Annotated in this window: 23 protein-coding genes; 4 read left to right on the top strand and 19 right to left on the bottom strand. The window is 68.9% G+C overall.

The genetic code is table 11. The features are described from left to right. Positions 1 to 21: 21 nt before the first annotated feature. The 16 genes from infB to tsaB all read right to left on the bottom strand — a co-directional run bounded on the left by infB (position 22) and on the right by tsaB (position 17124). Positions 22 to 2652 carry a translation initiation factor IF-2 gene (gene infB / locus BLS34_RS10920; protein ID WP_028796200.1) on the bottom strand — a complete coding sequence of 877 codons (2631 nt, stop codon included), beginning with the start codon at positions 2650 to 2652 and terminating at the stop codon, positions 22 to 24. 42 nt (positions 2653 to 2694) lie between these two features. After that, positions 2695 to 3408 (bottom strand): RNA-binding protein, encoded by a 714-nt coding sequence (locus BLS34_RS10915; RefSeq protein ID WP_093150230.1) that lies wholly within the window; start codon positions 3406 to 3408, stop codon positions 2695 to 2697. Beyond that, the gene (nusA, locus tag BLS34_RS10910; protein ID WP_051245187.1) at positions 3356 to 4927 is read right to left on the bottom strand and encodes a transcription termination factor NusA; all 1572 of its coding nucleotides are present in this window, start codon (positions 4925 to 4927) and stop codon (positions 3356 to 3358) included. The genes BLS34_RS10915 and nusA overlap by 53 nt, the downstream gene beginning before the upstream one ends. A gap of 79 nt (positions 4928 to 5006) precedes the next feature. Beyond that, on the bottom strand, positions 5007 to 5453 hold the full coding sequence (rimP, locus tag BLS34_RS10905) for a ribosome maturation factor RimP (RefSeq protein WP_051245242.1): 447 nt from the start codon (positions 5451 to 5453) through the stop codon (positions 5007 to 5009). Between the two features lie 203 nt (positions 5454 to 5656). Then, positions 5657 to 6370 (bottom strand): tRNA (guanine(46)-N(7))-methyltransferase TrmB, encoded by a 714-nt coding sequence (trmB, locus tag BLS34_RS10900; protein WP_093150229.1) that lies wholly within the window; start codon positions 6368 to 6370, stop codon positions 5657 to 5659. A gap of 68 nt (positions 6371 to 6438) precedes the next feature. Next, positions 6439 to 7605, bottom strand: a complete 1167-nt coding sequence (metK, locus tag BLS34_RS10895; RefSeq protein WP_028796195.1) for a methionine adenosyltransferase — start codon at positions 7603 to 7605, stop codon at positions 6439 to 6441. Between the two features lie 172 nt (positions 7606 to 7777). Continuing rightward, positions 7778 to 8230: a helix-turn-helix domain-containing protein gene (locus BLS34_RS10890; RefSeq protein ID WP_093150227.1), complete on the bottom strand. Its 453-nt coding sequence runs from the start codon at positions 8228 to 8230 to the stop codon at positions 7778 to 7780. A gap of 101 nt (positions 8231 to 8331) precedes the next feature. Then, positions 8332 to 9930 (bottom strand): apolipoprotein N-acyltransferase, encoded by a 1599-nt coding sequence (gene lnt, locus BLS34_RS10885; RefSeq protein ID WP_175474183.1) that lies wholly within the window; start codon positions 9928 to 9930, stop codon positions 8332 to 8334. Next, positions 9917 to 10837, bottom strand: coding sequence for a hemolysin family protein (locus BLS34_RS10880; RefSeq protein ID WP_245701958.1), 921 nt, complete (start codon positions 10835 to 10837; stop codon positions 9917 to 9919). The genes lnt and BLS34_RS10880 overlap by 14 nt, the downstream gene beginning before the upstream one ends. Beyond that, entirely contained in the window at positions 10834 to 11412 is a 579-nt protein-coding gene (ybeY, locus tag BLS34_RS10875) for an rRNA maturation RNase YbeY (protein WP_084619130.1), read from the bottom strand. The genes BLS34_RS10880 and ybeY overlap by 4 nt, the downstream gene beginning before the upstream one ends. Then, positions 11409 to 12428, bottom strand: a complete 1020-nt coding sequence (locus BLS34_RS10870) for a PhoH family protein (protein WP_038015723.1) — start codon at positions 12426 to 12428, stop codon at positions 11409 to 11411. Before BLS34_RS10870 ends, ybeY begins: the two co-directional genes overlap by 4 nt. Continuing rightward, positions 12425 to 13834, bottom strand: a complete 1410-nt coding sequence (gene miaB, locus BLS34_RS10865; RefSeq protein WP_093150223.1) for a tRNA (N6-isopentenyl adenosine(37)-C2)-methylthiotransferase MiaB — start codon at positions 13832 to 13834, stop codon at positions 12425 to 12427. The genes BLS34_RS10870 and miaB overlap by 4 nt, the downstream gene beginning before the upstream one ends. A 263-nt stretch (positions 13835 to 14097) precedes the next feature. Beyond that, positions 14098 to 14976 (bottom strand): lysophospholipid acyltransferase family protein, encoded by an 879-nt coding sequence (locus BLS34_RS10860; RefSeq protein ID WP_245701957.1) that lies wholly within the window; start codon positions 14974 to 14976, stop codon positions 14098 to 14100. A 2-nt stretch (positions 14977 to 14978) separates the two neighbouring features. Next, positions 14979 to 15815: a GNAT family N-acetyltransferase gene (locus BLS34_RS10855; RefSeq protein WP_093150221.1), complete on the bottom strand. Its 837-nt coding sequence runs from the start codon at positions 15813 to 15815 to the stop codon at positions 14979 to 14981. A 161-nt stretch (positions 15816 to 15976) separates the two neighbouring features. After that, a complete protein-coding gene (locus BLS34_RS10850; protein ID WP_093150220.1) occupies positions 15977 to 16465 on the bottom strand; it encodes a GNAT family N-acetyltransferase in 489 nt (162 codons plus the stop codon). Further along, entirely contained in the window at positions 16462 to 17124 is a 663-nt protein-coding gene (gene tsaB, locus BLS34_RS10845; protein WP_175474182.1) for a tRNA (adenosine(37)-N6)-threonylcarbamoyltransferase complex dimerization subunit type 1 TsaB, read from the bottom strand. Before tsaB ends, BLS34_RS10850 begins: the two co-directional genes overlap by 4 nt. A gap of 83 nt (positions 17125 to 17207) precedes the next feature. Here tsaB and BLS34_RS10840 point away from each other — a divergent pair, with 83 nt between their 5' ends. After that, the gene (locus BLS34_RS10840; RefSeq protein ID WP_093150216.1) at positions 17208 to 18257 is read left to right on the top strand and encodes a polysaccharide deacetylase family protein; all 1050 of its coding nucleotides are present in this window, start codon (positions 17208 to 17210) and stop codon (positions 18255 to 18257) included. A gap of 56 nt (positions 18258 to 18313) precedes the next feature. On the opposite strand, the gene BLS34_RS10835 is transcribed toward BLS34_RS10840, so the two are convergent. Next, positions 18314 to 19342, bottom strand: coding sequence for a glucosaminidase domain-containing protein (locus tag BLS34_RS10835; protein WP_093150214.1), 1029 nt, complete (start codon positions 19340 to 19342; stop codon positions 18314 to 18316). A 63-nt stretch (positions 19343 to 19405) separates the two neighbouring features. Next, positions 19406 to 19984, bottom strand: a complete 579-nt coding sequence (locus tag BLS34_RS10830) for a NifU family protein (protein WP_028796186.1) — start codon at positions 19982 to 19984, stop codon at positions 19406 to 19408. A 90-nt stretch (positions 19985 to 20074) separates the two neighbouring features. Between BLS34_RS10830 and BLS34_RS10825 the strand changes: the two genes are divergently transcribed. Together BLS34_RS10825 and murJ are read left to right on the top strand one after the other, a co-directional pair. Next, complete coding sequence (locus tag BLS34_RS10825) at positions 20075 to 21439, top strand: adenylate/guanylate cyclase domain-containing protein (RefSeq protein ID WP_093150212.1); 1365 nt, start codon at positions 20075 to 20077, stop codon at positions 21437 to 21439. 39 nt (positions 21440 to 21478) lie between these two features. Then, positions 21479 to 22825 carry a murein biosynthesis integral membrane protein MurJ gene (gene murJ / locus BLS34_RS10820; RefSeq protein ID WP_093150210.1) on the top strand — a complete coding sequence of 449 codons (1347 nt, stop codon included), beginning with the start codon at positions 21479 to 21481 and terminating at the stop codon, positions 22823 to 22825. Here murJ and trpS read toward each other — a convergent pair. Further along, positions 22795 to 23799, bottom strand: coding sequence for a tryptophan--tRNA ligase (gene trpS, locus BLS34_RS10815; RefSeq protein ID WP_028796183.1), 1005 nt, complete (start codon positions 23797 to 23799; stop codon positions 22795 to 22797). The genes murJ and trpS overlap by 31 nt on opposite strands. Before the next feature lie 179 nt (positions 23800 to 23978). Here trpS and BLS34_RS10810 point away from each other — a divergent pair, with 179 nt between their 5' ends. After that, positions 23979 to 24806 (top strand): PP2C family serine/threonine-protein phosphatase, encoded by an 828-nt coding sequence (locus BLS34_RS10810; protein WP_093150208.1) that lies wholly within the window; start codon positions 23979 to 23981, stop codon positions 24804 to 24806.

Below are 24806 nucleotides of genomic sequence, written 5' to 3'. Positions count from 1 at the left end.
GTTCGGCGAGGCGCCGCCGCGTTAGCCGGCGGACGCCTCCTGCTGAACCTGCTCGAGCGTCCGGGCGACTTCCTTCAGCTCGAAGCACTCGATCTGATCGCCCTCGCGGATGTCGTCGTAATTCTCGAACGCCATACCGCACTCGTAACCCTCGCGGACCTCGCGGACCTCGTCCTTGAAGCGCTTCAGCGTCTTCAGGGAGCCCTCGTGGATCACCACGTTGTCGCGCAGCAGACGGACCTTGCAGCCCCGCTTGATGACGCCGTCGGTGACCATGCAGCCCGCCACCTTGCCGACCTTGGTGATGTTGAACACCTGGCGGATCTGCGCGTAGCCCAGGAACTCTTCCTTGAGTTCCGGCGCCAGCATGCCGGTCAGCAGGGCTTTCACATCGTCGATCAGGTCGTAGATGATCGAGTAGTAGCGGATCTCCATTCCGTCGCGGCGCGCCATCTCGCGGGCCTGCGGGTTGGCGCGGACGTTGAAGCCGACGATGATGCCGCCCGAGGCCCCGGCCAGGGACACGTCGGACTCGCTGATGCCGCCGACCGCGGAGTGCAGGATGCGCGGCTTTACCACGCTGGTCTCCAGCTTCTCCAGGGTCGCCCGGATCGCTTCCAGCGACCCGTGCACGTCGGTCTTGATGACCAGCGGCAGCTCGTCCGCCTCGCCCGACTGAATCGCCGAGAGCATCTGCTCGACCGTGCCGCGGGCACCGGCCGTCGCACTCTTCTCGCGCAGCAGACGCTGGCGATAGTCGGCGATCTCGCGGGCCCGGCTTTCGTTCTCTACGACGACGAAATCGTCGCCGGCGGTCGGCGTGCCCTGCAGGCCCAGAACCTCGATCGGCTCGCTCGGCCCGGCGCTCTCCGACGGCTCGCCACGGTCGTTGACCAGGGCGCGCACGCGGCCCCATTCCGCACCCGCAACGAACACGTCGCCGGTGCGGACCGTGCCGCGCTGGACCAGCACGGTGGCGACGGAGCCGCGGCCGCGCTCGACCTTGGCTTCGATCACGACACCGGTGGCGGCCCGATCCGGGTTCGCCTTGAGCTCCAGCACTTCCGCCTGCAGCGCGATGGCTTCCAGCAGCGTGTCCAGGCCCTGCTTGGTCAGCGCCGAGACGTCGATCGCCTGGACGTCGCCGCCCATGTCCTCGACCACGATCTCGTGCTGCAGCAGCTCGGTGCGGACCCGCTGCGGGTCGGCATCGGGCTTGTCGATCTTGTTGACCGCGACGATGACCGGAACCTTGGCGGCGCGGGCGTGGCGGATCGCCTCGACCGTCTGCGCCATGATGCCGTCATCGGCCGCCACCACCAGGATGACGATGTCGGTGACATTCGCGCCGCGCGCCCGCATCTCGGTGAAGGCTTCGTGGCCCGGGGTGTCGATGAAGGTGATCTTGTCACCCGACGGCACCTCGATCTGGTAGGCGCCGATATGCTGGGTGATGCCGCCGGCCTCGCCCGACGCGACATCGGCCTGACGAATGGCGTCCAGCAGCGAGGTCTTGCCGTGGTCGACGTGACCCATGACGGTGACGACCGGGCAGCGCGGCCGCAGGTCCTCGACCTTGTCGTCGGTCCCCAGCATGCCGAGCTCCACATCGGATTCAGCGACACGGCGGACCTTGTGGCCGAATTCCTGGGCCACCAGCTCGGCAGTGTCGGCGTCGATGATCTGGTTGATGGTCGCCATCACGCCCATCTTCATCAGCGACTTGATGACCTCGCCGCCACGCTCGGCCATACGGTTGGCCAGCTCCTGGACGGTGATGGTCTCGGGAACGACCACGTCGCGCGATTGCTTGACGGCATCGCCCTGGTCGTTGCGGGAGCGCTGACGCTCGCGTTCGCGGGCGCGGCGGACCGAGGCCAGCGAGCGCACGCGCCCGCTGTCGCCACTCAGCGCGTCGCTGATGGTCAGCTTGCCCTGACGGCGGCGCGGCTCGTTGGTGGTGCGGGTGCGGGCCGGACGCTTGGCCGGCGCTTCCTTGGCACCGCCACCGCCACCGCTGCGCTTGCGACGGTCGTCGTCCTCGTTCTCGACCGGCGCGCGCGCCGCCGGAGAGGCGGCCGGTGCAGGCGTGCCTTCGCGATCCAGACGCGCCGTCGCGCGCTCGGCGGCGGCCTTCGCCTGACGGGCGGCCTCCTCCTCGGCGAGACGGGCGGCCTCGGCAGCCTTCACGGCGGCCTCGGCGTCCTCGATCTTGCGCATCTCGTCCAGCTCGGCCTGGCGACGATCCACCGGCGCGGCAGGTTCCGACGCGACAGCGTCCTGTGCCTCGGCCGGGGTCTCAGCGGCAGCGGCCGGCGACACCGTCTCCTCGGTCACGGCTTCCGGCTGCTCCTCCGGGCGTCGCGCAGCGGCCTGCTCAAGGACGCGGGCCCGGGCCTCGCGCTCCTCGGCGGTCAGCTCGCGCCCACCCTTGCCGCCACCGGCCTTCGCCGCGGCGATCGCCGCCTCGCGCGATCCGGGAAGCGGCTGAGACGGCCGGCGTCGGCGCACCTCGACCTGCACGGTCTTGGAACGGCCATGGGAGAAGCTCTGCTTGACCTGACCGGTTTCCACCGTCTTGCCAAGGGACAGCTTTCCCTTGCCGGAGCCGAGGCTCAGCTTCTTGCGATCTTGTTCGTTGGTGCTCGACATATCGTCTTTGCCCACGTCATCCATCCGTCAACGGGCAGGCCATCAGTACTTGGCGCCCTGAATACACGTCCCGGCATGGTTTTCCAAGCCGGGGCCCACATCTGATGCGACCTTTTCGTGCCGCAAACCTTCAAGTCTCGCCGCGTCACGCAGCAAACGGTCCGACAGGCCGGCGCGCGGCCCCGCGGAGTCCACGAACGCGTGCACCGTATGGTCGCGCCCGAATGCTTCGGCGATCTCCGCCGCCAAGAGGCACGAGACCACCGGTCGCGTCCCGGCCAGGGCCCGCAACCGGGCCCGGCCATCCTCGGCGCCGTCGCCCGCTTCGACCAGAACGCCGGCACGCCCCGCCTCCAGGGCCTGGCGCACCTTGGTCTGGCCGGCGACCGCGCCACCGGCGCGCCGCGCCAGCGACAACGTCTGCACGCAGCGCCGCGTGAGCAGCCCCTCGACCCGGTCCGTCAGGGTGGGATCCACCGTAACAGACCGCTTGGCCGCCCGGGCGAAGAGCCGCTTGACCACGGCCTGCTCGAGCGCCCCCCGATCGGCGGAGACCCAGAGCCCACGGCCCGGGAGCCGCTCGTCGATATCCGGGACGATCGCGCCGTCCGGACCCACAACGAAGCGGATCAGCCCACCGCGCGGCTGAACCTCGCGGGTGACGAAACAGCGGCGTTCGCTGTCATCGTCCCGGCTCGTCGGTTCATGCCGTCGGCTCAGGATCGCTCTCCTCGGCCGCCGCGTCCACCCCGGCATTCGTTTCCGCACCGTCTTCGTCTTCGAACCAATGGGCGCGGGCCGCCATGATGATCTGGTTGGCCGCGTCCTCGTCGAAACCGGCATCGGGCAGAATCTCGCGCAGCTCGTCGCTGGCCAGGTCGCCCAGGTCGTCCAGGGTCTTCACCCCGTTCTCGCCCAGGGTGACCAGCATGGCCGGCGTGAAGATCTCCAGCTCGACCAGATCGTCGGTCACGCCCAGCTCGCGGCGGCGCTCGTCGTGGCGCTGACGCTCGGCCTCGACGAAGTTGAACGCGCGGGTGCGCAGCTCTTCGGCGATGTCGGCGTCGAAGCCTTCGATCTCGGCCAGATCGTCGATCTCGGTATAGGCGATCTCCTCCACCGAGGCGAAGCCCTCGGCGACCAGCAGGCCGGCGATGACGTCGTCGATGTCGAGGGCGCCGATGAAGGATTCAGACCGCTGACGGAACTCCTCGCGGCGGCGGTCCGACTCCTCCTGCTCGGTCAGGATGTCGATATCCCAGCCGGTCAGCATGGAGGCGAGGCGGACGTTCTGACCGCGGCGGCCGATGGCCAGCGAGAGCTGTTCGTCCGGCACCACGACCTCGATGCGGCCCTGGTCCTCGTCGAGCACCACCTTGGACACCTCGGCCGGCGCCAGGGCGTTCACCACGAAGGTCGCCGGATCGTCGGAGAACGGGATGATGTCGATCTTCTCGCCCTGCAGCTCGCCGACGACGGCCTGGACGCGGGAGCCGCGCATGCCGACGCAGGCGCCGACCGGATCGATCGAGCTGTCGTAGGAGATCACCGCGATCTTGGCGCGGGAACCCGGATCGCGGGCCACCGACTTGATGTCGATAATGCCGTCGTAGACTTCCGGCACTTCCTGGCGGAAGAGCTGGCGCATGAATTCCGGATGGGTGCGCGACAGGAAGATCTGCGGGCCGCGCTGCTCCTCGCGCACGTCCTCGATATAGGCGCGGATGCGGTCGCCCTGGCGGAAGGTCTCGCGCGGCAGCAGCCGGTCGCGGCGCAGCACCGCCTCGGCGCGCGGGATCTCGACCGTGACGTTGCCGTACTCGACGCGCTTGACCACGCCGTTGATGATCTCGCCGGAGCGGCCGTCATATTCCTCGAACTGGCGCTTGCGCTCGAACTCGCGGACCTTCTGGACGATCACCTGCTTGGCGGTCTGGGCGGCGATGCGGCCGAAATCGATCGGCGGCAGCGGCTCGTCGATGACCGAGCCGACCTCCAGGGCCGGATCGATCTTCTTCGCCTGCTCCAGGGTGATCTCGGCGAACTCGTCCTCGACCTCCTCGACCACCGTGGTGCAGCGCTTCAGGCTGATGTCGCCGGTGCGCCGGTCGATGGTCGCGCGGATATCGTGGTCGGGGCCGTATTTCGACCGGCCGGCCTTCTGGATCGCCTGTTCCATGGCGATCAGCACTTCCTCGCGATCGATCCCCTTGTCCCGGGCGACCACATCGGCGACCTGGATCAGCTCCAGCTTCGGTGTCGTGGCGATATCCATCGGCTTGTTCGTCCTCTATCAACCCGGCGGGCGGACCCGCACCGGTTACTCCCTTAACCCTGTCCCGGCCTTTCGGCCGTCAGCCCTGCCCCTGGGGCCGGCTGGCGTCGAGCAGTGCATCGGTCAGCACGAGCTTCGCCCGCGAAATTCCCTCGAACGGCAGGTCCACCGTCCCCGCCTTTTCGTCCAGCTCGACCTGCACCCGGTCGTCCGCGACGCCTTTGATCCGGCCGCTGAAGCGTTTGCGGCCGTCGATCGGCACGTCCATGTCGACCCGCGCCTCGAACCCGGCCCAGCGTTCGAAATCCTTCAGCCGCGTCAGCGGCCGGTCGATCCCGGGCGAGGAGACCTCCAGCGTGTATTCCCCGGAGATCGGGTCCTCCACGTCGAGCACGGCGGACACCGTCCGGCTGATCTCGGCGCAGTCGTCGACCGAGATCATCGACCCGTCGCTCCGGTCGGCCATGATCTGCAGCGTCGGCCGCTGACCACCGGTGATCATGACCCGCACGACCTCGAAGCCCATGGCTTCGATCGACGGGGTCACGATTCCTTCGATGCGCCGGATATGTGGGTCCACCCTTGTCCTCACCTGCGACCGGCGGCGGCACCAACAAAAAAGTGGGCCGCTGGCCCACCCCCGATCAATAGTCCGATTGAAGAGCCGTTGATATATCGCAGACCGCTTCCGGCTGCAAGTCCGGCGTGCGGTAGCGGCCTCGCCCGCACCTATCCTTGGCAGGTTTGCGCGGGTTTGCGGAACTCCAGATAGGCCGGCATCCGGCCCTCGCGCTTCGCCTTGGCCTCGTAGCGGGTTTCCGGCCAGTCGTCCCGGCGCTCGGTGAAATCCGCCATCGACGTCCCGGTCCAGCGGAAATCCGGATGGGCGGTGATCCGGGCCAGGATCCAGACCAGATAGCCCGGGTCGTCCGTCGCCATGCGCAGGATGCCGCCCGGCTTGAGCAGCTCGTAGAACCGGGCGACGGTCTCGTGCTGGATGATGCGGCGGTAATGGTGGCGGCGCTTCGGCCAGGGATCGGCGTGCAGGACGAAGATCCGCTCCAGGCTCTGCGGCGCCAGCACGTCGAGCACGTCGCGGGCGTCGTCGGGATGGATGCGGACCCGGTCGCCCTCCACGTCGTCCAGGTGGCGCAGCAGCGACGCCACGCCGTTGACGAACGGCTCGCAGCCGATCAGGGCGATGTCCGGGTTGTGCTGCGCCTGCCAGGCCAGATGCTCGCCGCCGCCGAAGCCGATCTCCAGCCAGACCGCGCGCGGTGGCTGCGGAAACCAATCCCTCGGGTCGGTGGCGTTGGCCGGGGCGGTCTCCACCGGCACCAGGCGCGGCACGAGATCCTCGTCGACGCGGCGCTGCATGCCGGCGCGCAGGGGACGCCCCTTGCGCCGGCCGAAGAACAGCCGCTCTTCACCGTGGTCGGACATGGCCCTACTGGTACGGTTCCGGTCCGGCGGCCGGACGTTCCGGCCGCCCAATGATCAGGACGCGCGGCTTAGAACGCGCCCTTCAGCTCGTCGACCAGATCGAGACGCTCCCAGGTGAAGCGGCCCGCGTCGTCCGGCTTGCGGCCGAAATGGCCGTAGGCCGCGCTCGGCGCGTAGATCGGATTGCTCAGCGCCAGGCGCTCGCGGATCCCGCGCGGCGACAGGTCGACCATCTCGCTGATGACCTTGGAGAGCTTCTCCTCGTCCACCGTGTTGGTGCCGTAGGTGTCGACGAAGATCGACAGCGGATGCGACACGCCGATGGCATAGGAGACCTGCAGCACGCACTTCTCGGCCAGGCCGGCGGCGACCACGTTCTTGGCGACCCAGCGCGCGGCGTAGGCGGCCGAACGGTCGACCTTGGTCGGGTCCTTGCCGGAGAAGGCGCCGCCGCCGTGGGGGGCGGCACCGCCATAGGTGTCGACGATGATCTTGCGGCCGGTCAGACCGCAGTCGCCGTCGGGACCGCCGATCACGAAGCGGCCGGTCGGGTTGATGTAGTAGACCGTGTCCTCGTCCACCCAGCCGTCCGGCATGACCTCACGCACGAAGGGCAGAACCAGCTCGTGCACCTGCTCCTGGGAGAGGTCGGCGTCATGCTGGGTCGAGACGACCACCGAGGTGCAGCGCACCGGCTTGCCGTTCTCGTATTGCAGGGTGACCTGGCTCTTGCTGTCCGGGCCCAGACCCTTGGCGGTGCCGTTCTTGCGGGCCACCGCCATGCGACGCAGGATCTCGTGGCTGAAATGGATCGGCGCCGGCATCAGCACGTCGGTCTCGGTGCAGGCGTAGCCGAACATGATGCCCTGGTCGCCGGCACCCTCGTCCTTGTTGCCGGCCGCGTCGACGCCGACGGCGATGTCGACGGACTGCTCGTGCAGGACGTTCTCCAGGCTGGCGGTCTTCCAATGGAAGCCGTCCTGCTCGTAGCCGATATCCTTCACCGCGGCACGCACCGCCTCCTCGATCACCTCGTGGGTGACGCTGGAGGGACCGCGGACCTCGCCGGCGAGCACGATCTTATTGGTCGTCGCCAGGGTCTCACAAGCCACGCGGCTGCCGGGATCGGCGCCCATGTAGAGATCGACCACCGTATCGGAGATCCGGTCGCAGACCTTGTCCGGGTGCCCCTCGGACACGGATTCACTTGTGAACAGGTAGCTGGCTTGACTCAACGGGGCCTCCGGGATGCTCGATTGTCGCGGAAATCAACGCTTGGGATCCGCTGCAATGGACGCATGCGGCGGACTGTACCGGGCCGGCGTTTTTGCGCGAATGCCGGTCCGGGTCAAGGGGAAAGCCGAGCGGCGGCCCCTGGCACGCGCGCAGACGGGAGGCGGAGGCGCCTCAGGGCTTCTCGCCGTCCATCGATCCGGCGATGGATCGCATCAGCTCGTAGAGCCGTCGCCGGGCGGTGTCGTCGGTGATCCGGTAATACGCCCGCACCAGCTCGATCGTCTCGCGGCGGCGCATCGGATCCTCTTCGATCGGGCCGGCGGCCGGGACGGACGGCTCGACACCATCCTCGCCCGGCATGTCGTCGAAAAAGTACGACACCGGCACGCCCAGGGCCTTGGCCAGCTCGAACAGGCGACTGGCGCCGACGCGGTTGGCGCCCCGTTCGTACTTCTGGACCTGCTGGAAGGTAAGGCCCAATGCTTCACCCAGGCGCTCCTGACTCATTCCGAGCAGAGTGCGGCGCAGGCGAACCCGTGTGCCGACATGGATATCGATAGGATTCGGATTCGTAGCCGTAGGCGGACGGCCGACCCGACGGCGCCCTGGGCGGTCGTTCGCCATGCGAACCTCTGATTTCGTTAACCAAATAACCCTAGGACTCATAGACCATACAATTGTATTCAGTCAACGTCCTCAAATCGGCCAAACTGATTTAATTCCAATCAATTCGCGGGAGTTCTTCGACCGGTCCGAAATCGCCCGTATGCTGCAACGGCCAGCAGCAATACGACCATAAGAACTATGGGGACATCACCAATAAAGCCGAAAGGCGGTACCGGCAGCGCCGCGGGCAGCGGCGTATCCAGACTGGCGGTCACGCCGATGCCGATGCTTGCGACAATTCGCCCGGCCGGATCGATCACTGCGGATACGCCGGTATTCGCCGCCCGGATCATCGGGAGGCCCTGCTCGATGGCCCGCAGCCGGGTGATCGCCAGGTGTTGATAGGGGCCGCTCCAGCGGCCGAACCAGGCGTCGTTGGTGGCATTCAGCAGCCAGGCCGGGCGGTGGTCCGGATCCACCGCCCCACCGGGGAAGATCGCTTCGTAACAGATCAGCACCGAAACCGGCGGCGCGCCCTTCAGCTCGAGCGTCCGCGGCCCCGGCCCCGGCGTGAAGTCGCGGCGACTCTGCACGATCGGATTGACCGGCAGCACGTCGCGCAGGGGCACGTATTCCCCGAAGGGCACCAGATGCGCCTTGTCGAAGGTCCAGGAGGTCTCGGCGCCGGCGTCGAGGGCGAAGACGCTGTTATAGACCTCGGACAGACGGCCGATCCGGGCGACGCGCGGTGCGCCGAAGATCAGACTGCCCTCGGCCGGCGCGACACGGGCGAGGGCGGCCATCAGGTCCGGCGCGTCGCCGATCAGATGGGCCACCGCCGTTTCCGGCCAGGCCACCACGGTCGGCGCGGCGGACGGCTCCAGTCCCGGGGCCCGCAGATCGGCCGGGCGGGACGGGTCGCTGAGCGCGATGTAGCGTCCCAGATGTTCCGGTTTCAGCAGCGGATTCCATTTGTCGCGCTGGGGCACGTTGCCCTGGACCACCCGCACCACGACTCCGGGGACGGCGCCGTCCGGGTCGGCGATCCGCGGGATCGCGGCCTCGCGCGCCACCCCCCAGCCGACCATCGCCACCAGCAGCAGGGTCGCGGCGGCGGAGCCGGTCAGACGGACCCGGCGGGAGACGCCGCCATCCAGCCACAGCGCCGGCGCCATGGTGACCAGCAGGACCAGCAGGCTGAGCCCGTAGCTGCCAACCAGGGAGGCCGGCTGAAGCAGCGGCAGCCAGCCGTCCACCGTGGCGGAGGGCAGGTTCCAGGGAAAGCCGGTGAAGGCGTGGCCGCGCACCCATTCCGCCGCAGTGTAGAGGGCGGCGAGGCCGAGCCAGAGCGGCCAGCCGCCGCCGAACAGGCGCCGCGCCAAGCCTCCGGCGAGCGCCGCATAGAGCGCCAGCACCGCCGGCAGCCCGAGATTGGCGAAGGGGATCAGCCAGGCGTGCTCGCCCGCATTCACCAGCATCGCATTGGCGATCCAGTGCAGGCCGGCGACATGATATCCGAGCGCCCAGAGCCAGGCGCGGAACGCCGCGGAACGGGCGCTCGGCGCCTGCGCGACCACGGCCAGCAGGGCCGCATGGCCGAACGCGAAGGGCAGCAGATGCAACGGCGCCAGGGACAGGCCGGTGGCGGCCCCCGCGACCAGTCCGGCTAGGGGGACGACCCACCGGCGGCCGCGCGCGGCGCCGTCACTCGGCGGCACGATCGGCGGCGTTCGGCTGGACCATGCGCACTTTCAGGCGGCGCAGACGGCGCGGATCGCCATCCATGACCTCGAATTCGATCCCGCTGGGATGACGGATCACCTCGCCCCTGGTGGCGACGCGGCCGGCCAGGCTGAACACCAGGCCGCCCAGGGTGTCGATCTCCTCGCGCTCGTCGTCGGTGAGGAACTGGCCGGCGATCACCTCGAGCTCCTCCACCGTGGCCCGGGCGTCGGCGACGATGGTGCCGTCGGACCGCTCGGAGAGCTTGGGCCCTTCCTCGGTGTCGTGCTCGTCGACGATGTCGCCGACGATCTCCTCTATCAGATCCTCGATGGTGATCAGCCCGTCGATGCCGCCGTATTCGTCGACCACCAGCGCCATGTGGCGCCGGGTCATGCGCATTTCCTGCAGCAGGTCGAGAGCGCGGGAGGACGGCGCGACGATGAGGATCTCGCGTGCCAGCGCCCCGGCGGCCACGTCGTCGCCCCGGTTCAGATGGGCCAGCACGTCCTTGATGTGGACCATGCCGATCACGTCATCCAGGGAGTCCCGATAGACCGGAATCCGGCTGTGGGCGACTTCGCTCATCTGCCGCGAGAGATCGGTCAGGCGCGTCGCCTGATCGACCGCCACGATGTCGGCGCGCGGCACCATCACGTCATAGGCGGTGATGTCGCGCAGGCCGAGCACGTTGCGGATGATCGCCCCTTCATGCGGGTCGATCGGCGAGGCGTCCTCGCCGTTCTCGTCGATCAGCTCCTCCAGGGAGGCCCTGACCGCCGAGGTCCCGTTGCGGCCGAGCCCGACCGAGCGCATCAGCGTGCGCCAGGCCTCGACCAGCGGCCCCCGGTCGGAGCTGCCGTTGCCATTGCCGTTATTCCCGTAAGCAGCGTTCTCGCTCATGCGGCCGCTCCCCGCGCGTCGCCGGGCAGAGGCTCACCGCCGGCATAGGGATCGGCGATGCCGAGACCGGCCAGGATCTCGCGCTCCAGCGCCTCCATCTCCTCGGCTTCCGCGTCGTCGCCATGATCGTAGCCGAGCAGGTGCAGGGTGCCGTGGACCAGCAGGTGGCTGACATGGTCCGCCACGCTCTTGTCCTGCTCCGCCGCCTCGCGGACCACCGTCTCCAGGGCCAACGAGATATCGCCCAGCGGACGCGGGCCGGCGGGCGGCATGAAGCCGGCCGGGAACGACAGGACGTTGGTCGCGCTGTCCTTGCCGCGATGGTCGCGATTCAGCGCCCGCTGCGCCGCGTCGTCGGTCAACAGCAGCGAGATCTCAAGCGCTCCCGACACCCCGACATGGGTCAACGCCGCCAGAACCGAGCGTTCGGCGAGCGCAGAGACATCTTCGGCAGCCTCTTCCCAAGCGGGGGCCGTAAGGGAGATATCGAGTTCGACCGTCCGGTTCTCGCCGGAGGGTCGGGTGCTAGATCGAGGACGACTGTCGCCCTCGGCAGAAGAATCTTCGTCGGTCATCGACTCTTGTCGCCGGGTAAAAGTACTCCGTCACGGGCATTGTACGCGTGTACGATGCGCGTAACCAGGGGATGACGGACAACGTCTGCGGCGGTGAACTCCACGAACCCGACGCCCTGCACGTCATGTAGGTGATCGAGCGCGTCGCGCAAGCCGGATTTGTTGCCCAGCGGCAGATCGACCTGGGACAGGTCCCCGGTCACCGCCATGCGCGAATTCTCGCCCAAACGTGTTAAGAACATCTTCATCTGGGTGGGCGTGGTGTTCTGCGCCTCGTCCAGGATCACATAGGCATTGGCGAGGGTGCGGCCGCGCATGAAGGCCAGCGGCGCCACCTCGATCTCGCCGGCGGCCAGCCGCCGCTCCACCATCTCGCCCGGCATCATGTCGTACAGCGCGTCGTAGAGCGGGCGCAGGTAGGGGTCGACCTTGTCCTTCATGTCGCCCGGCAGGAAGCCGAGCCGCTCGCCCGCCTCGACGGCCGGGCGCGACAGGATGAGGCGATCGACCCGCTTGGCCTTCAGCATGGCGCAGGCCATGGCGACGGCGAGGTAGGTCTTGCCGGTACCGGCCGGGCCCAGGCCGAAGACCAGCTCGTGCTGCATGAGCTGCTTCAGATAGTGCGCCTGGTTCGGCGAGCGGGCGCCGATCGGCCGCTTGTAGGTGTCGAGCCCCGCATCGCCGGCGAACTCGCGCACGCCGCCCACCGCGTCTGCCGCCTGGGCGTATTTCACCGCCGCGTCCACGTCGCCGATCTCGAACGGATAGGGGTCCTGGCCCTTTTTCTTGGTCTTTTCCAGCCGGCGGTACAGACCCTCCAGGGTGCCGCGCGCGGCCTGCAGCGACTCCTCGGCGCCGAGAATGCGCACGATGTTGCCGAAGGCCTCGAGCTTGACGCCCAGCTTCTGTTCGATACGGGCAAGGTTGCGGTCGTGGTCCCCGAACAAGAGGGGGATCAATGCGTGATCATGAAACTCGAGCTGGACGGAGGCGTCGTCGGCCGTGCCTGTGCTCACGCAGAAACCCTTTCGGCAGGAGGAGGGGGGAGAGACGAAGGCGAGGGGAGATCGGCGTCGACCGTGACGACCCGACCGGACAGGCTGTTGGCGCCGCCCAGGTCGATCGCGATATCGACAAGCGAGCCGAGCAGCCGCTCCGGCGCGTCGGCATGGACCGACTGCATCCAGGGGCCGCGCCCGACGAGCTGGCCCGGCCGGTTACCCCGGCGCTCGAACAGGACCGGTTGCACGGAGCCGGCGGCGGCCTCGTTGAAGGCGCGCTGCTGCGCGTTGAGAAGCTGCTGCAGCGCTTCCAGCCGGTCGGATTTCTGCACCTCGGACAGCTGATCGGCCACCGAGGCGGCCGGCGTCCCCGGCCGCGCGCTGTACTTGAAGGAATAGGCCTGGGCGTAGCCGACCTCGCGGACCAGCCGCAGGGTATCGGCGAAATCGCGATCGCTCTCGCCGGGGAAGCCGACGATGAAATCGGAGCTGAGCGCCAGATCCGGGCGCGCGGCGCGCAGCCGGTCGACGATCCGCCGGTAGTCGTCGGCGGTATGGCCCCGGTTCATGGTGTCGAGGATCCGGTCGGAGCCCGACTGCACCGGCAGATGCAGATACGGCATCAGCGCCGGCACCTCGCCATGGGCGGCGATCAGGTCGTCGTCCATGTCGCGCGGATGCGAGGTCGTGTAGCGGATGCGCGCGATCCCGTCGATCTCGGCCAGGGCGCGGATCAGCCGGCCCAGACCCCAGTCGCGGCCGTCCGGCCCGGCACCGTGATAGGCGTTCACGTTCTGGCCCAGCAGGGTGATCTCCAGGGCGCCGGCGGCGGCCAGGCGGCGCGCCTCCTCGATCACCGCCGCGGCGGGACGCGAGAACTCGGCCCCACGGGTATAGGGCACCACGCAGAAGGTGCAGAACTTGTCGCAGCCTTCCTGAACCGAGAGGAAGGCGGCCGGTCCCTGACTGGCGCTCTCCTCCGGCAGATGGTCGAACTTGTCCTCGGCCGGGAACTCGGTATCGACGACGCCGGCGCCGCGCCGGTTCTCGCTGCCCAGCGCCCGGGTCACCAGCTCCGGCAGCCGGTGATAGGTCTGCGGACCGAACACCATGTCGACCACCGGCGCGCGGCGCACGATCTCCTCGCCCTCGGCCTGGGCGACGCAGCCGGCCACGGCGATCAGCATGCGCCGGCCCTCGCGGGCGGCCTCCTCCTTCATCACGCGCAGGCGTCCGAGCTCGGAATAGACCTTCTCGGTCGCCTTCTCGCGGATGTGGCAGGTGTTGAGGATCACCAGATCGGCGCCGTCCGCCTGATCGCTGGACGCATAGCCATGGGGCGCCATGACGTCCGCCATCCGGGCGGAGTCGTAGACGTTCATCTGGCAGCCGTAGGTCTTGACGTGAAGCTTCTTGCTCAATGGAACCGTCTTGCTCAATGCCGCCGTCTTCCACGAAGACGTTCGGGGCTCGCAGACCCGAGCATCCCTCGTCCCTGTCGGGGACAGCGCCAGATCACCTGATCCATCAAGGTCGCGGCTACTCCCGCTTGCTGATCGCGCCGGATGATTGCGGCCGGGTCCGCATCTCCCTGGACCCTACGAATCGCCACGTTCCTGTCAAGCGACAGTCGCATGAACCGACGCAGAATACTTTGTGGTTCCAGATTCTACCGATTCGGACTCTAGCGTCCCGCATTGGCCCGCGCCAGCCCGCCGGCGACCTGGTCCTGCACCTTGGTCGCCAGGGCCTTGCGCGACCCCACCTCGTCGACAGTCACCGGGGCGTGGAACTCGATCACCACGGTCAGCTTGCCCAGGGCGGCGACGGTCCACAGATGCGGCAGCAGGTCCATGTCGCCATACCAGGCGAAGAACGGCCGCAATCCGCGGCCGAGGGGGACCTCGTTGAGCCGGGTATAGGCGATCGAGACCGGTTGAACCGTCAGCGCCTGACCGCGCGGCCGGCGCTCGGCGACCGAGAAGAAGGCGCTCTTGAACGGCAGGACCCGGGTCCCGTCGCCGCTGGTGCCTTCCGGAAACAGGATCAGGTTGTCGCCCGCCTCCAGGCGCTGGGCGATCTCGTCGCCGTGCTTGGCCACGGCCGTGCGCTTGCGGGCGATGAACACCGTGCGCTGCAGCTTCGCCAGGATGCCGAACAGCGGCCAACCGGCGACCTCCGACTTGGCGATGAAGCCGCCGGTCACCACCGAGCCGAGCGCGGTGATGTCCAGATAGGAGACGTGGTTGGCAACGAACAGCACCGGCCGCTCGCGCACCCGCCGGCCGCGCACGACGACCTGGATGCCGAGGATCCGGGTGCACAGACGGTGATAGAAGCGCGGCAGCCGCTCGGCCAGACGCAGCCGGAACAGCACTGCAAACGCCTGGACCGGGATCAGCGAGAGAGTCAGCAGCAGATAGGTGGTCAGGCGGATCGCCGCCCGGGTCTCCGAGCGGATCATGCCATGCCCGTGGTCGAGCAGGCGCCGCTCCTCGACCTCGTCGACATACACCGGACCGGGCCGATGCGTCGTGGTGGATCCGTACGCCGCCTCCGCCATCGTCAGCCGCCCCGCGCCTCCCGTTCGTAGTGCTTGTAGTACTTGTCGGTCACCGCGCTGGTCTGGACGATGACGCAGACATCCGTGGTGTTGAACTGGGGATCGACCACCGCGCCGTCACCGACGAAACCGCCGAGCCGCAGGTAGCCCTTGATCAGCGGCGGCAGTCCGGCCAGCGCCCGCTTGGCGTCGAGCTGGTCGGCCGGCACCCGGTTCATCTCCACGTGGAGAGCGTCCAGCGCGCGGACCCGCAGGGAGTCCGGCGCCAGGTGATGGTGGTAGAGATAGCTGAGATCCTTGCCGACGACGTCGGGATCGGTGCCCGGCAGCGAGGCGCAGCCGAACATCAGCGTGATGTCGTGCCTGAAGACATAGGCCGCGATGCCCCGCCACAGAAGCTGCATGGTCGGTCGGTTGCGGTGGTCCACGTCCACGCAGGACCGGCCCAGCTCCATGATCTCGCCGGGAAAGGCCAGGATCTTGGCGATGTCGTATTCGCTGGCGGTGTAGAACGAGCCGCCTGCCGGAATCCGGGAACGCCGGAGCAGCCGATAGGTGCCGACGACCGCCTTGGCCCCCTCGCCCTTGCCGTGGTCGAGCACCAGCAGATGGTCGGCGATCGGGTCGAAGCTGTCGAAGTCGCGGCGCAGGGCCGCCATCTCGCCGATCGGCTTGGCCGCCCGCTCCTCGTAGAAGACCCGATACCGCAGGGACTGGGAGGCGTCGATCTCCGCCACGTTGCGGGCGAGACGCACCTCCAGGTCGCCGGAGGTGATCGCCGGAAAAGCCGCATCCGGGTCGGGAGTGAAGATGGCTGGGCGTTCGGTCGTGTCGCTCATGTGCCGCTATCTGACATCGGCGAGATGTCTTTACGAGGCCTTTTCGTCAGCCGCCTCGGTGGCTACCTCGGTGACCGGTGGACCGGATCGCGCGACCGTACCGTCGCATCCCCGTCACGACAAGTCGCAATACCGGCGTAAGTCGACAGTCACAAAACCTTCTAAATCGCCAGATTCTTTGCCATCACCAGGGCATCCACCGGGTCGGCGCGGCCCGATGCGTAGTATCGGTCGCGGCGCGCCACCGTCTCGTATCCGCGCGCCGTATAGAGCGCCAGGGCGGGACCGTTGTCGGCGGCGACGTCCAGGATCACCCGCTCCGCGCCCGATACCGAGGCGACCCGCTCGAACCCGGTCAGCAGCGCCGCCCCCCAGCCCGCACGCCGGACCTCCGCGTCGACGGCGACCGCCAGCACCTCGGCGGTATCGACCACGCACTGACCCATCAGGAAACCGAGCAGGCGGCCCTCGCGCTCGGCCACCACCGACAGGTTGGCCGGCCCCGACAGCAGGCGGGCCACCGAGTCCGCGCTCCACTGGTCGTCGAACGACGCCTGCTGAAGCGCCGCTATGGCGTCCGCATCCGTCGGCTCGGCGGCGCGCAGCGCCTCCAGCAGCCGGGTCTGCGAAAGCCGCTCGCGCCCGGTCATGACGCCGGCGGGGTGACGGCGGGCGCCTTCAGATAGAGCGGACGCAACGGGCCTTCCCCGCCGGCGGCCGCCCGCTCCGCGGCCACGGCGGCGACCGACCGGGCATCGGGCACGTCGCAGCCTTCCACTACTAGGGCCGAGTGTCCGGCGGCGGTGGTGGCCGACAGCACCGCCTCCACCGCATCCCCGGCCACCCGGAAGACCGCACCCGGCGCCAGTGCCACCGCCTCGGCCGCCGTACGGACCGCGGGCTCGTCGACCGCCCGGCCCCGGGCGTCGAACCACTGGCAGAACAGGTCCCCGCGCTTGCTGTCGAGGGCGGCGAGCAGCGGCGTGTCGGACGGGCCGGCCGCATGGGCCAGGGCTTCCAGCGAGGTGACCGGGACCGTGCGCGCGCCGACCGCCAGGGCCAGGCCGCGCGCCGCCGCCAATCCGATTCGCAGTCCGGTGAAACTGCCGGGCCCGATCGTGGCGGCGACGACATCGATCTCGCCGGCGGTCCGGCCCGCCTCGGCCAGCACCCGTTCGACCATCGGCACCACCACTTCGGAGTGGCCCCGGGTGAGGCGCAGGAGCTCGAAGGCCCTGGTTTCCCCGTTCTCGGCGACCGCCGCCGAGCAGGCCGCGGCGGAACAGTCGAGGGCGAGCAGCCGGCTCATCGGACCGGTCTCCATCCGTCGCGGCGATTGCGGCGATGCGCGCCATTTCGATTTGCGGCTGGCATGAAGTAGTCTCAGCCCCCATGAAGTTTCGTGATCGAGCCGTCGCGTTCGCGCTGACCCTGACCGGCCTGATGGCCGCCCCGGCGACCGTCCCCTTGGGGATCGGCGCGGCGCCGGCCTTCGCCGCCGAGTCGGCCGTGCTGTTCATGTACCACCGTTTCGGCGAAGCGGAGTATCCCAGCGCCAATATCCGGATCGATCAGTTCGAGGAACAGCTCGAGGAGTTGCGCACCGGGGGCTACACGGTCCTGCCGCTGCCGGAGATCCTGGAGAAGATGCGGACCGGGGCCGATCTGCCGGACCGCACGATCGCCCTGACCATCGACGACGCCTATGCCTCGGTCTACGCCGAAGCCTGGCCCCGGCTCAAGAAGGCCGGCTTCCCCTTCACCCTGTTCGTCGCCACCGACCCGATCGACCGCGCCAGTCCGGGCTACATGACCTGGGACCAGATTCGCGAGCTGCAGGCCGGCGGGGCGACCATCGGCAGCCAGACCGCCTCGCACCCGCATCTGCCCGACCTGGACACCGACACGGTCAAGCTCGAGCTCGACCGGGCGGCCAGCCGGTTGGCGGACGAACTGGGGCAGAAGCCGACCCTGTTCGCCTATCCCTACGGCGAATACGGCCTGCAGATCGAGAAGATCGTCGCCGAGCGGGGCTATGCCGCCGCCTTCGGACAGCATTCGGGCGTCGTGCACGCCACCAGCGACCGTTACGGGCTGCCGCGTTTCGCCCTGAACGAGACCTATGGCGGGATCGACCGGTTCCGGCTGACCGCCAACGCCCTGCCCCTGCCGATCCGCGACCGGGTGCCGGCCGACCTGATCGTCACCTCGAACAACCCGCCGCCCTTCGGCTTCACCGTCGCGCCGGAGATCGGCGACCCGAGCCGGATCGACTGCTACGCCTCGGGCCAGGGCCGCACCCAGACGGAAGTGCTCGGCGATCGGGTGGAGGTGCGCCTGGCGGAGCCGTTCCCGGCGGGCCGCGCCCGGGTGAACTGCACCATGCCGGGCCCGGACGGCCGCTGGCACTGGTACGGAATCCAGTTCTATATTCCGAGGTGACCGGGTTCCGAGGTTACCGGCGCAAGTTGACCGGCCCGCGCTGAGCGGGCCAACGGTCAGCTCTGCGGCACGCTTTCCAAATCGTCCCAGGCGCCGCCGCGCTCGATGTTGGTGGCGCCGAGCCTGGCGTCGCGGAAGGACTCCAGGTCGTTCTGCGCGATGATCTCCACCAGTTCCTCGCCATAGACCGCGCCGCGTTCGCTGTAGCGGGTCAGGGTGCCGGCCAGGGTCCGGGCCGACGCGCCCTTGGCTCGGGCGGCGCGGAACGCGCGATAGGCGGGATGGGTGTTCAGGTTGTGCATGTAGCCGCGCACGGAGTCGGTCAGGCTGTCGAAGGCGCGGACCGCATGGGCGGCATCCGGCGCGCCGGACGGCGCGATTCCCTGCGCCTTGTCCCAGGTCCACTGTCCGTAGATCGCGCTGCCCTCCAGCGCGAAGCGGGACCGCCCCCAGCCGCTCTCCACGATCGCCTGGGCCAGCGCCAGGGGCACCGGCACCGTGTCGACCCGGGCCAGCAGCGTCCGGCCGGCCGCGCCGCTCAGCGCCGCCTGCGGATCCTTGCCCTCGGTGTCGATCACGCCGTATTGCCGGGCGATCGAGGCCAGCCACCGGGCGTCGGCCCGGCGCAGCGGCTCGTCATCGCGGATCTTCTCCAGCAGGGCGCTGACCCGGGTGCGGACGATGGCGATCTCGTCATTGGCCCGCAGGATCAGGGGCAGCACGGTGCGCAGGAAGGCTTCCTTCCGCGCCCCGACATCCTCGAGTTCGCCGAAATCGGACGGCAGGGCCGCCAGATACAGACGCGGCACATCCGTCTCGCCCGCCCGCACGGTGTCCAGATCATAGGCCGCCCGGTCGTAAAGCCGCAGCAGCGTGGCCGAAGACGCGACGGTGAACTCGCTCCCGCCATCGGGCAGCGGCGCGGGCGTCACCACCCGGACGAGCGGCGGCGCGGACCTGGCCGGCAGCGGCCAGGACGGCGGTCCGAAGGTCAGGGCGGAAACCTGGAACGCGACAAGACACAGGGCGGCGACCACAACGGCCACCCTCCGGCGGGTTCCGGATGCTATCGTGCTGGCGGACATTGAGCCTCCCGGTCCCGACCTCGGCCGGCGAACGGCACGGCCGGGATCGGAGTCCAGATGAGATCAGTAGTAGTCGGCCATGCCGCCGGCGGCGCGCACTTCCCGGACTTCCGGGATGTAGTGCCGCAGCATGTTCTCGATGCCCATCTTCAGCGTCGCGGTGGAGCTGGGGCAGCCCGCGCAGGCACCCTGCATGGTCAAGGTGACCACGCCGTCCTCGTAGCCGTGGAACACGATGTCGCCGCCGTCCATGGACACGGCCGGACGCACGCGGGTGTCGAGCAGTTCCTTGATCTGGGAGACGACTTCCTCGTCCTCAGGCCGGACCTCGGCCTCGGCCGCCTCGGTGGCGCCGTCGGTCAGGATCGGCTTGCCGGCGACGAAATGCTCCATGATCACGCCGAGCACCGCCGGCTTCATCAGGTACCATTCCTTGTCGTCGCGCTTGCTGACGCTGATGAAGTCGCCGGCGAGGAACACCGTGGTCACGCCATCCACTTCGAAAAGCGCGGCGGCGAGCGGCGAACCGGCGGCGGCTTCCTCCTCCGACTTGAACTCGGCGGTGCCGCTCACCATAACGGTGCGTCCCGGCAGGAACTTCAGCGTCGCCGGATTCGGGGTCTCTTCGGTCTGAATGAACATGACTCACTTCTCCAGTCTGACATCGCCCGCGCGCACGGCTCGGCCGGCGCGACGATGCCGGCAGTTGGCGCATAGTTGGGGTGCGGACCGATGACGTCAAGTGAGGCCACCGGCGACGACACCGATGCGGCCGGCGCACAAGACGCCGAAGAGACCGGGCCGATCAACTATTCGCCGTTGCTCCGCCGGTCGATCGGCCCGGGCAACGAGGAAGCCCGTCAGCTCGTCCGCTTCCTCGACGACGACGACGATTCCGGCCTGCCGCCGGTCGATCCGAGCCTCACGCCGCTGCAGTGGATCCTGAAGGATTCCGCCATTTACGCCTCGCGCCGGTTCCTTGCCCGCGACCTCGGTCGGCTGATGGTGGCGCGCGGATACCCGCTGATGCGGATGACCTATTTCATCACCACCCTGCACCCCCAGGCCACGGGGACCTCGATCATCTGGTACCGCGACGTCGACGCGCCGCGGCAGATGCGGGTGATGCGCGGCATGCAGCAGACCCCCGCCTACAAGCAGAGCCCGATGCCGCTGATCTTCGAGGGCGCGCAGGGCATCCGACGGCGCCTGGACATGACGGGCGAGCAGAACGACTTTCCGATCCTGAACGACCTGCGCGAGGAGGGCGCGACCGACTATGTCGCCATGCCGCTGGTGTTCTCCGACGGCAACATCAACTTCACCACCTGGACCGCGGACCGGCCGGGCGGCTTCAGCACCGAGGAACTGCGCGAGATCTGGGAGTTCATGCCCGCCCTGTCCCTGCGCATGGAAGTGCTGGAGCGGCGCGACCTGACCCGCCAGCTGCTGACGACCTATCTCGGCCGCAACACCGGGGAGCGCATTCTGGCCGGCGAGATCGTGCGCGGCGTGGCAGAGGGCATCCGGGCCGCGGTGTGGTACACCGACATCCGCGACTTCACGACCCTGTCCGACCAGCTCAGCCGGGACGAGATCATCGACCTGCTCGACGACTATTTCGAACGGGCCGTCCAGGCGGTCGAGGAGCGCGGCGGCGAGGTGCTGAAGTTCCTCGGCGACGGCATGCTGGCGATCTTCCCGGCCGATCCGTCCCGCGGCCAGGCGGAAGGCGACATGGATGCCTGCCGCCTGGCGCTGACCGCCGCCCGCGACACCGTCACCCTGATGCGCACCCTGAACGACATGCGCCGCCGCCAGGGCAAGTCCGTGATCGATTTCGGCATCGCCCTGCATCTGGGCGAGGTCGGCTACGGCAATATCGGCGGGGCGGAGCGGCTCGACTTCACCGTGATCGGCCCGGCGGTCAATCTCGCCAACCGGATCGAGGGGCTGACCCGCACCCTGGGGGTGCGGGTACTGGCCTCGCGCGAGTTCTCCGACGCCGCCGGCGAGCCCCTGACGGCGCTGGGCGGCCATCCGGTCAAGGGCCTGACCCGGCCGATCGACGTCTTCACCCCGCCCGATCTCTCGTGAGTCCGGCCTCCATGAGTCAGGTCCCATGAGCCAGGCCCCATGAGTCAGGCGGACGAAGCACCGGCCGCGTCCGGCATGGACGACCGCGCGATCGCCCGCGCCGGGGCGACCATCGCGATTCTCTCCGTCGTCGCCAAATCCTCCGCCTTCCTGCGCGAGGCCGTGATCGCGATGCTCTACGGCCGTGGGCCCGAGGTGGATGCCTTCTTCGTCGCGCTCGCCCTGCCGGTCTTCCTGGTGCAGATCGTCGCCGGCTCGTTCCAGATCGCCGCCATTCCGGCGCTGCTGGCGGCGAAACGCGGCGGCGACCGGCGGCGCGCCTCCGCGCTGGCGACCTCGGGAGCCGGGATCGTCGCCGGCGTGATCGCCGGTGCGGCGATCCTGTGCGCCGCCTTCGCCCCGCTCTACCTGCCGGCCGTCGCACCGGGATATTCGGCGCGCACCATCACGCTCGCCACCGACATGCTGTGGATCATGAGCCTGTTCGCGGTGATGGGCGGGCTGGCCTATGCCGGCGGTGCGGTGCTGACGGCGGAACGGCGCTTCGCCCTGCCGGCGATCGCGCCGGTGCTCACGCCGCTGGCCATGGCGCTGCTGCTGATCGGGTTCCGCGACAGCCTCGGCGTGTCGGCCCTGGCCTGGGGCGCGGTGATCGGCACCCTGGCGGAGGCCGCCATCGTGCTCAGCGCGGCGCGCCGACTGGGCTATCGTCCGGCCGTCTCGGTCAGCCGGGCCGATCTGGCGGATCTCCTGCGTCGTTGGGGGCCGCTGTTCCTGGCGACGCTGCTGCTGTCGGGCGCCGGGCTGATCGACCAGCTCATGGCCGCCCGCCTGGGCGAGGGGGCGGCCTCGGCCCTGGGCTATGGCGCGAAACTGGTGCTGGCCGGCCTCCATGTGGTGACGACGGCGCTGGGCATCTCCGTGCTGCCGGCCTATGCGGAGAACGCGCTGGAGGACCCGGCGCGCCTGTTTTCCCGCCTGCGCCGACATCTGGTCGCAGTGATCCTGCTGGCCATTCCGGGGGTCGGCATCGCCTGGCTGCTGTCGGAGCCGGTGATCGCCCTACTGTACCAGCGCGGCGCCTTCACCGCGGAGGACACCAAACTGGTCGCCCAGGTGCTGAGCGCCTACGCCACCCAGCTGCCGGCTTTCGCCGCGGTGGTGATCCTGGTCCGCGCCGCCGCCGTGCTCAATCTCGGCGGGGTCATTCCGGTCGCCGCGGCGGTGAACATCGTGCTGACCATCGCGCTCAACGCGCTGTTCATGCGGTATTGGGGCGTCGTCGGGATCGCGCTGGCGACCGCCCCCGCCTTCGCGGTGACGGGGGCGGTGCTGTATCTCGGGATCCTGCGGGATCAGGGACGCAGGAAGCCCACCGTGTCGTAGACCTCCTCGACGATCGGCTTGGCCAGCGCCCGGGCCCGGTCGCCGCCCTTGGCCAGGACGCTGTCGATAAAGGCGGGATCGGCCATCAGCTTCTGCAGCTCCGCCCCGATCGGGCCGAGCACCTCCACCGCCAGCTCCGACAGGGCCGGCTTGAACTTGCCGAAGCCCTGGCCGCCGTATTCGGCCAGAACCTCGTCGACCGTCCTGTCCGCCAGCGCGGCATAGATGGTCACCAGGTTGCGCGCCTCGGCCCGCTCGGCCAGGCCCGCCGCCTCGCTCGGCAGCGGCTCCGGATCGGTCTTCGCCTTCTTGATCTTGTTGGCGATGGTGTCGGCGTCGTCGGTCATGTTGATGCGCGACATGTCCGACGCGTCCGACTTGCTCATCTTCTTGGTGCCGTCGCGCAGGCTCATCACCCGGGTGGCGGCCCCCAGAATCTGCGGCTCCGGCAGCGGGAAGAACTCGACTCCGAACATCGAGTTGTAGGCCTGGGCGATGTCGCGGGCGAGCTCCAGGTGCTGCTTCTGGTCGTCGCCGACCGGCACGTGGGTTCCCTTGTAGGCCAGGATGTCGGCGGCCATCAGCACCGGGTACCACCACAGGCCGGTGGTCGCGTTGTCGCGGTCCTTGCCGGCCTTGTCCTTGAACTGGGTCATCCGGTTCAGCCAGCCGACCCGCGCCACGCAGCCGAGCACCCAGGCGAGCTTCATGTGCTCGTCCACCTGGGACTGGTTGAACAGGATGCTGTCGGTCGGATCGATACCGGCCGCGATCAGGCTCGCCGCAACCTCCCGGGTCGCCTGCTTCAGCTCGGCCGGATCCTGCGGGATGGTGATCGCGTGCTGGTCGACCACGCAGAAGATGCACTCGTAGGATTTCTCGCCCTGCAGCGCCACCCAGTTCCGGATCGCACCGAGGTAGTTGCCCAGGGTCAGGTTACCGGTCGGCTGAATGCCGGAGAAGATGCGTCTCATGGATCAGGGACTCGCCATCGGCTAGGGTGCATTGGAGAAGTCTGTCTGCGGGGCCTTCCGTCTGCGGACGCCCGCAGACGTCCGTGGCCGGTTTATCTCCGGCCCACGCGCTCAAATCAAGCATTGCACGTTACCGGGACCCGCTGGCGAGCCCGCGTGGAGCCCAAGAGGAGCCTGCCGTGATCCGACTGGTCGACAGCGTGAACGATCCTGGCAAGGGCCGGAACTCAGAGGATCGGATCGGCTGCGACCCCCGGCGCGGACTCGCCTGGGTGATCGACGGGGCCACCGACGTCTGCGCCACACGCCTGTTCCCCGACGCGCCCACCGACGCGTTCTGGTTCGCCGAGCAGACCGACCGACTGCTGCGCCATACCGGCGGCGGCACCCCCTTGGACATGGCGGCAGCGCTGATCCAGGGCCTGCGGGAGGCGGTAGAGCGGCAGACGGAGTCTCCCGTCTCGGCGATCCCGCCCGGCGACATGCCGAGTGCGGCGCTTACCGTGACACGCTGGAATAGGGCGTCGGGCACGCTCAGCTTTGGCGGCTTCCCCGACTGCACCACTCTGGTCCGCCGACCTGGCGCTGATGCTATTGCGATTCCGAAACCAGTTTCCGATAAGGACGAGCAGGCCCAGGCCCGTCGCCTGCTTTCCGACGGCAGCGACATCAACGCGACCCTGCGCCGCCAGCGGGCGAGGATGAACCGGCCGGACGGCTACTGGGTTCTCAGCGTCCATGCGGAAGCGGTGGTCGGGCTGAACACGCATGAGACCTCGGCCGAGCCGGGCACCAGAGTCCTGCTCTGCACCGACGGGTTCTACCGGCTGGTGGAGATGTACGGGCTGTATGACGACGACGGGCTGTTCCAGGCCGCCGAGCGAGAGGGTCTAGCGTCACTGATCGGGAGGCTGCGCGGCTTCGAGGCGGATGCGGCCGACGATATCCCGTTCGGCCGGTTCAAGACCTCCGACGATGCCGCCGCGCTTCTGGTGGAGCTGACCTGA

The organism is Thalassobaculum litoreum DSM 18839 (assembly GCF_900102465.1).
Classification (GTDB): Bacteria; Pseudomonadota; Alphaproteobacteria; order Thalassobaculales; family Thalassobaculaceae; genus Thalassobaculum; species Thalassobaculum litoreum.
Note: the sequence above shows the minus strand (reverse complement) of the source record. Positions and strands in the feature narration are given on the sequence as shown.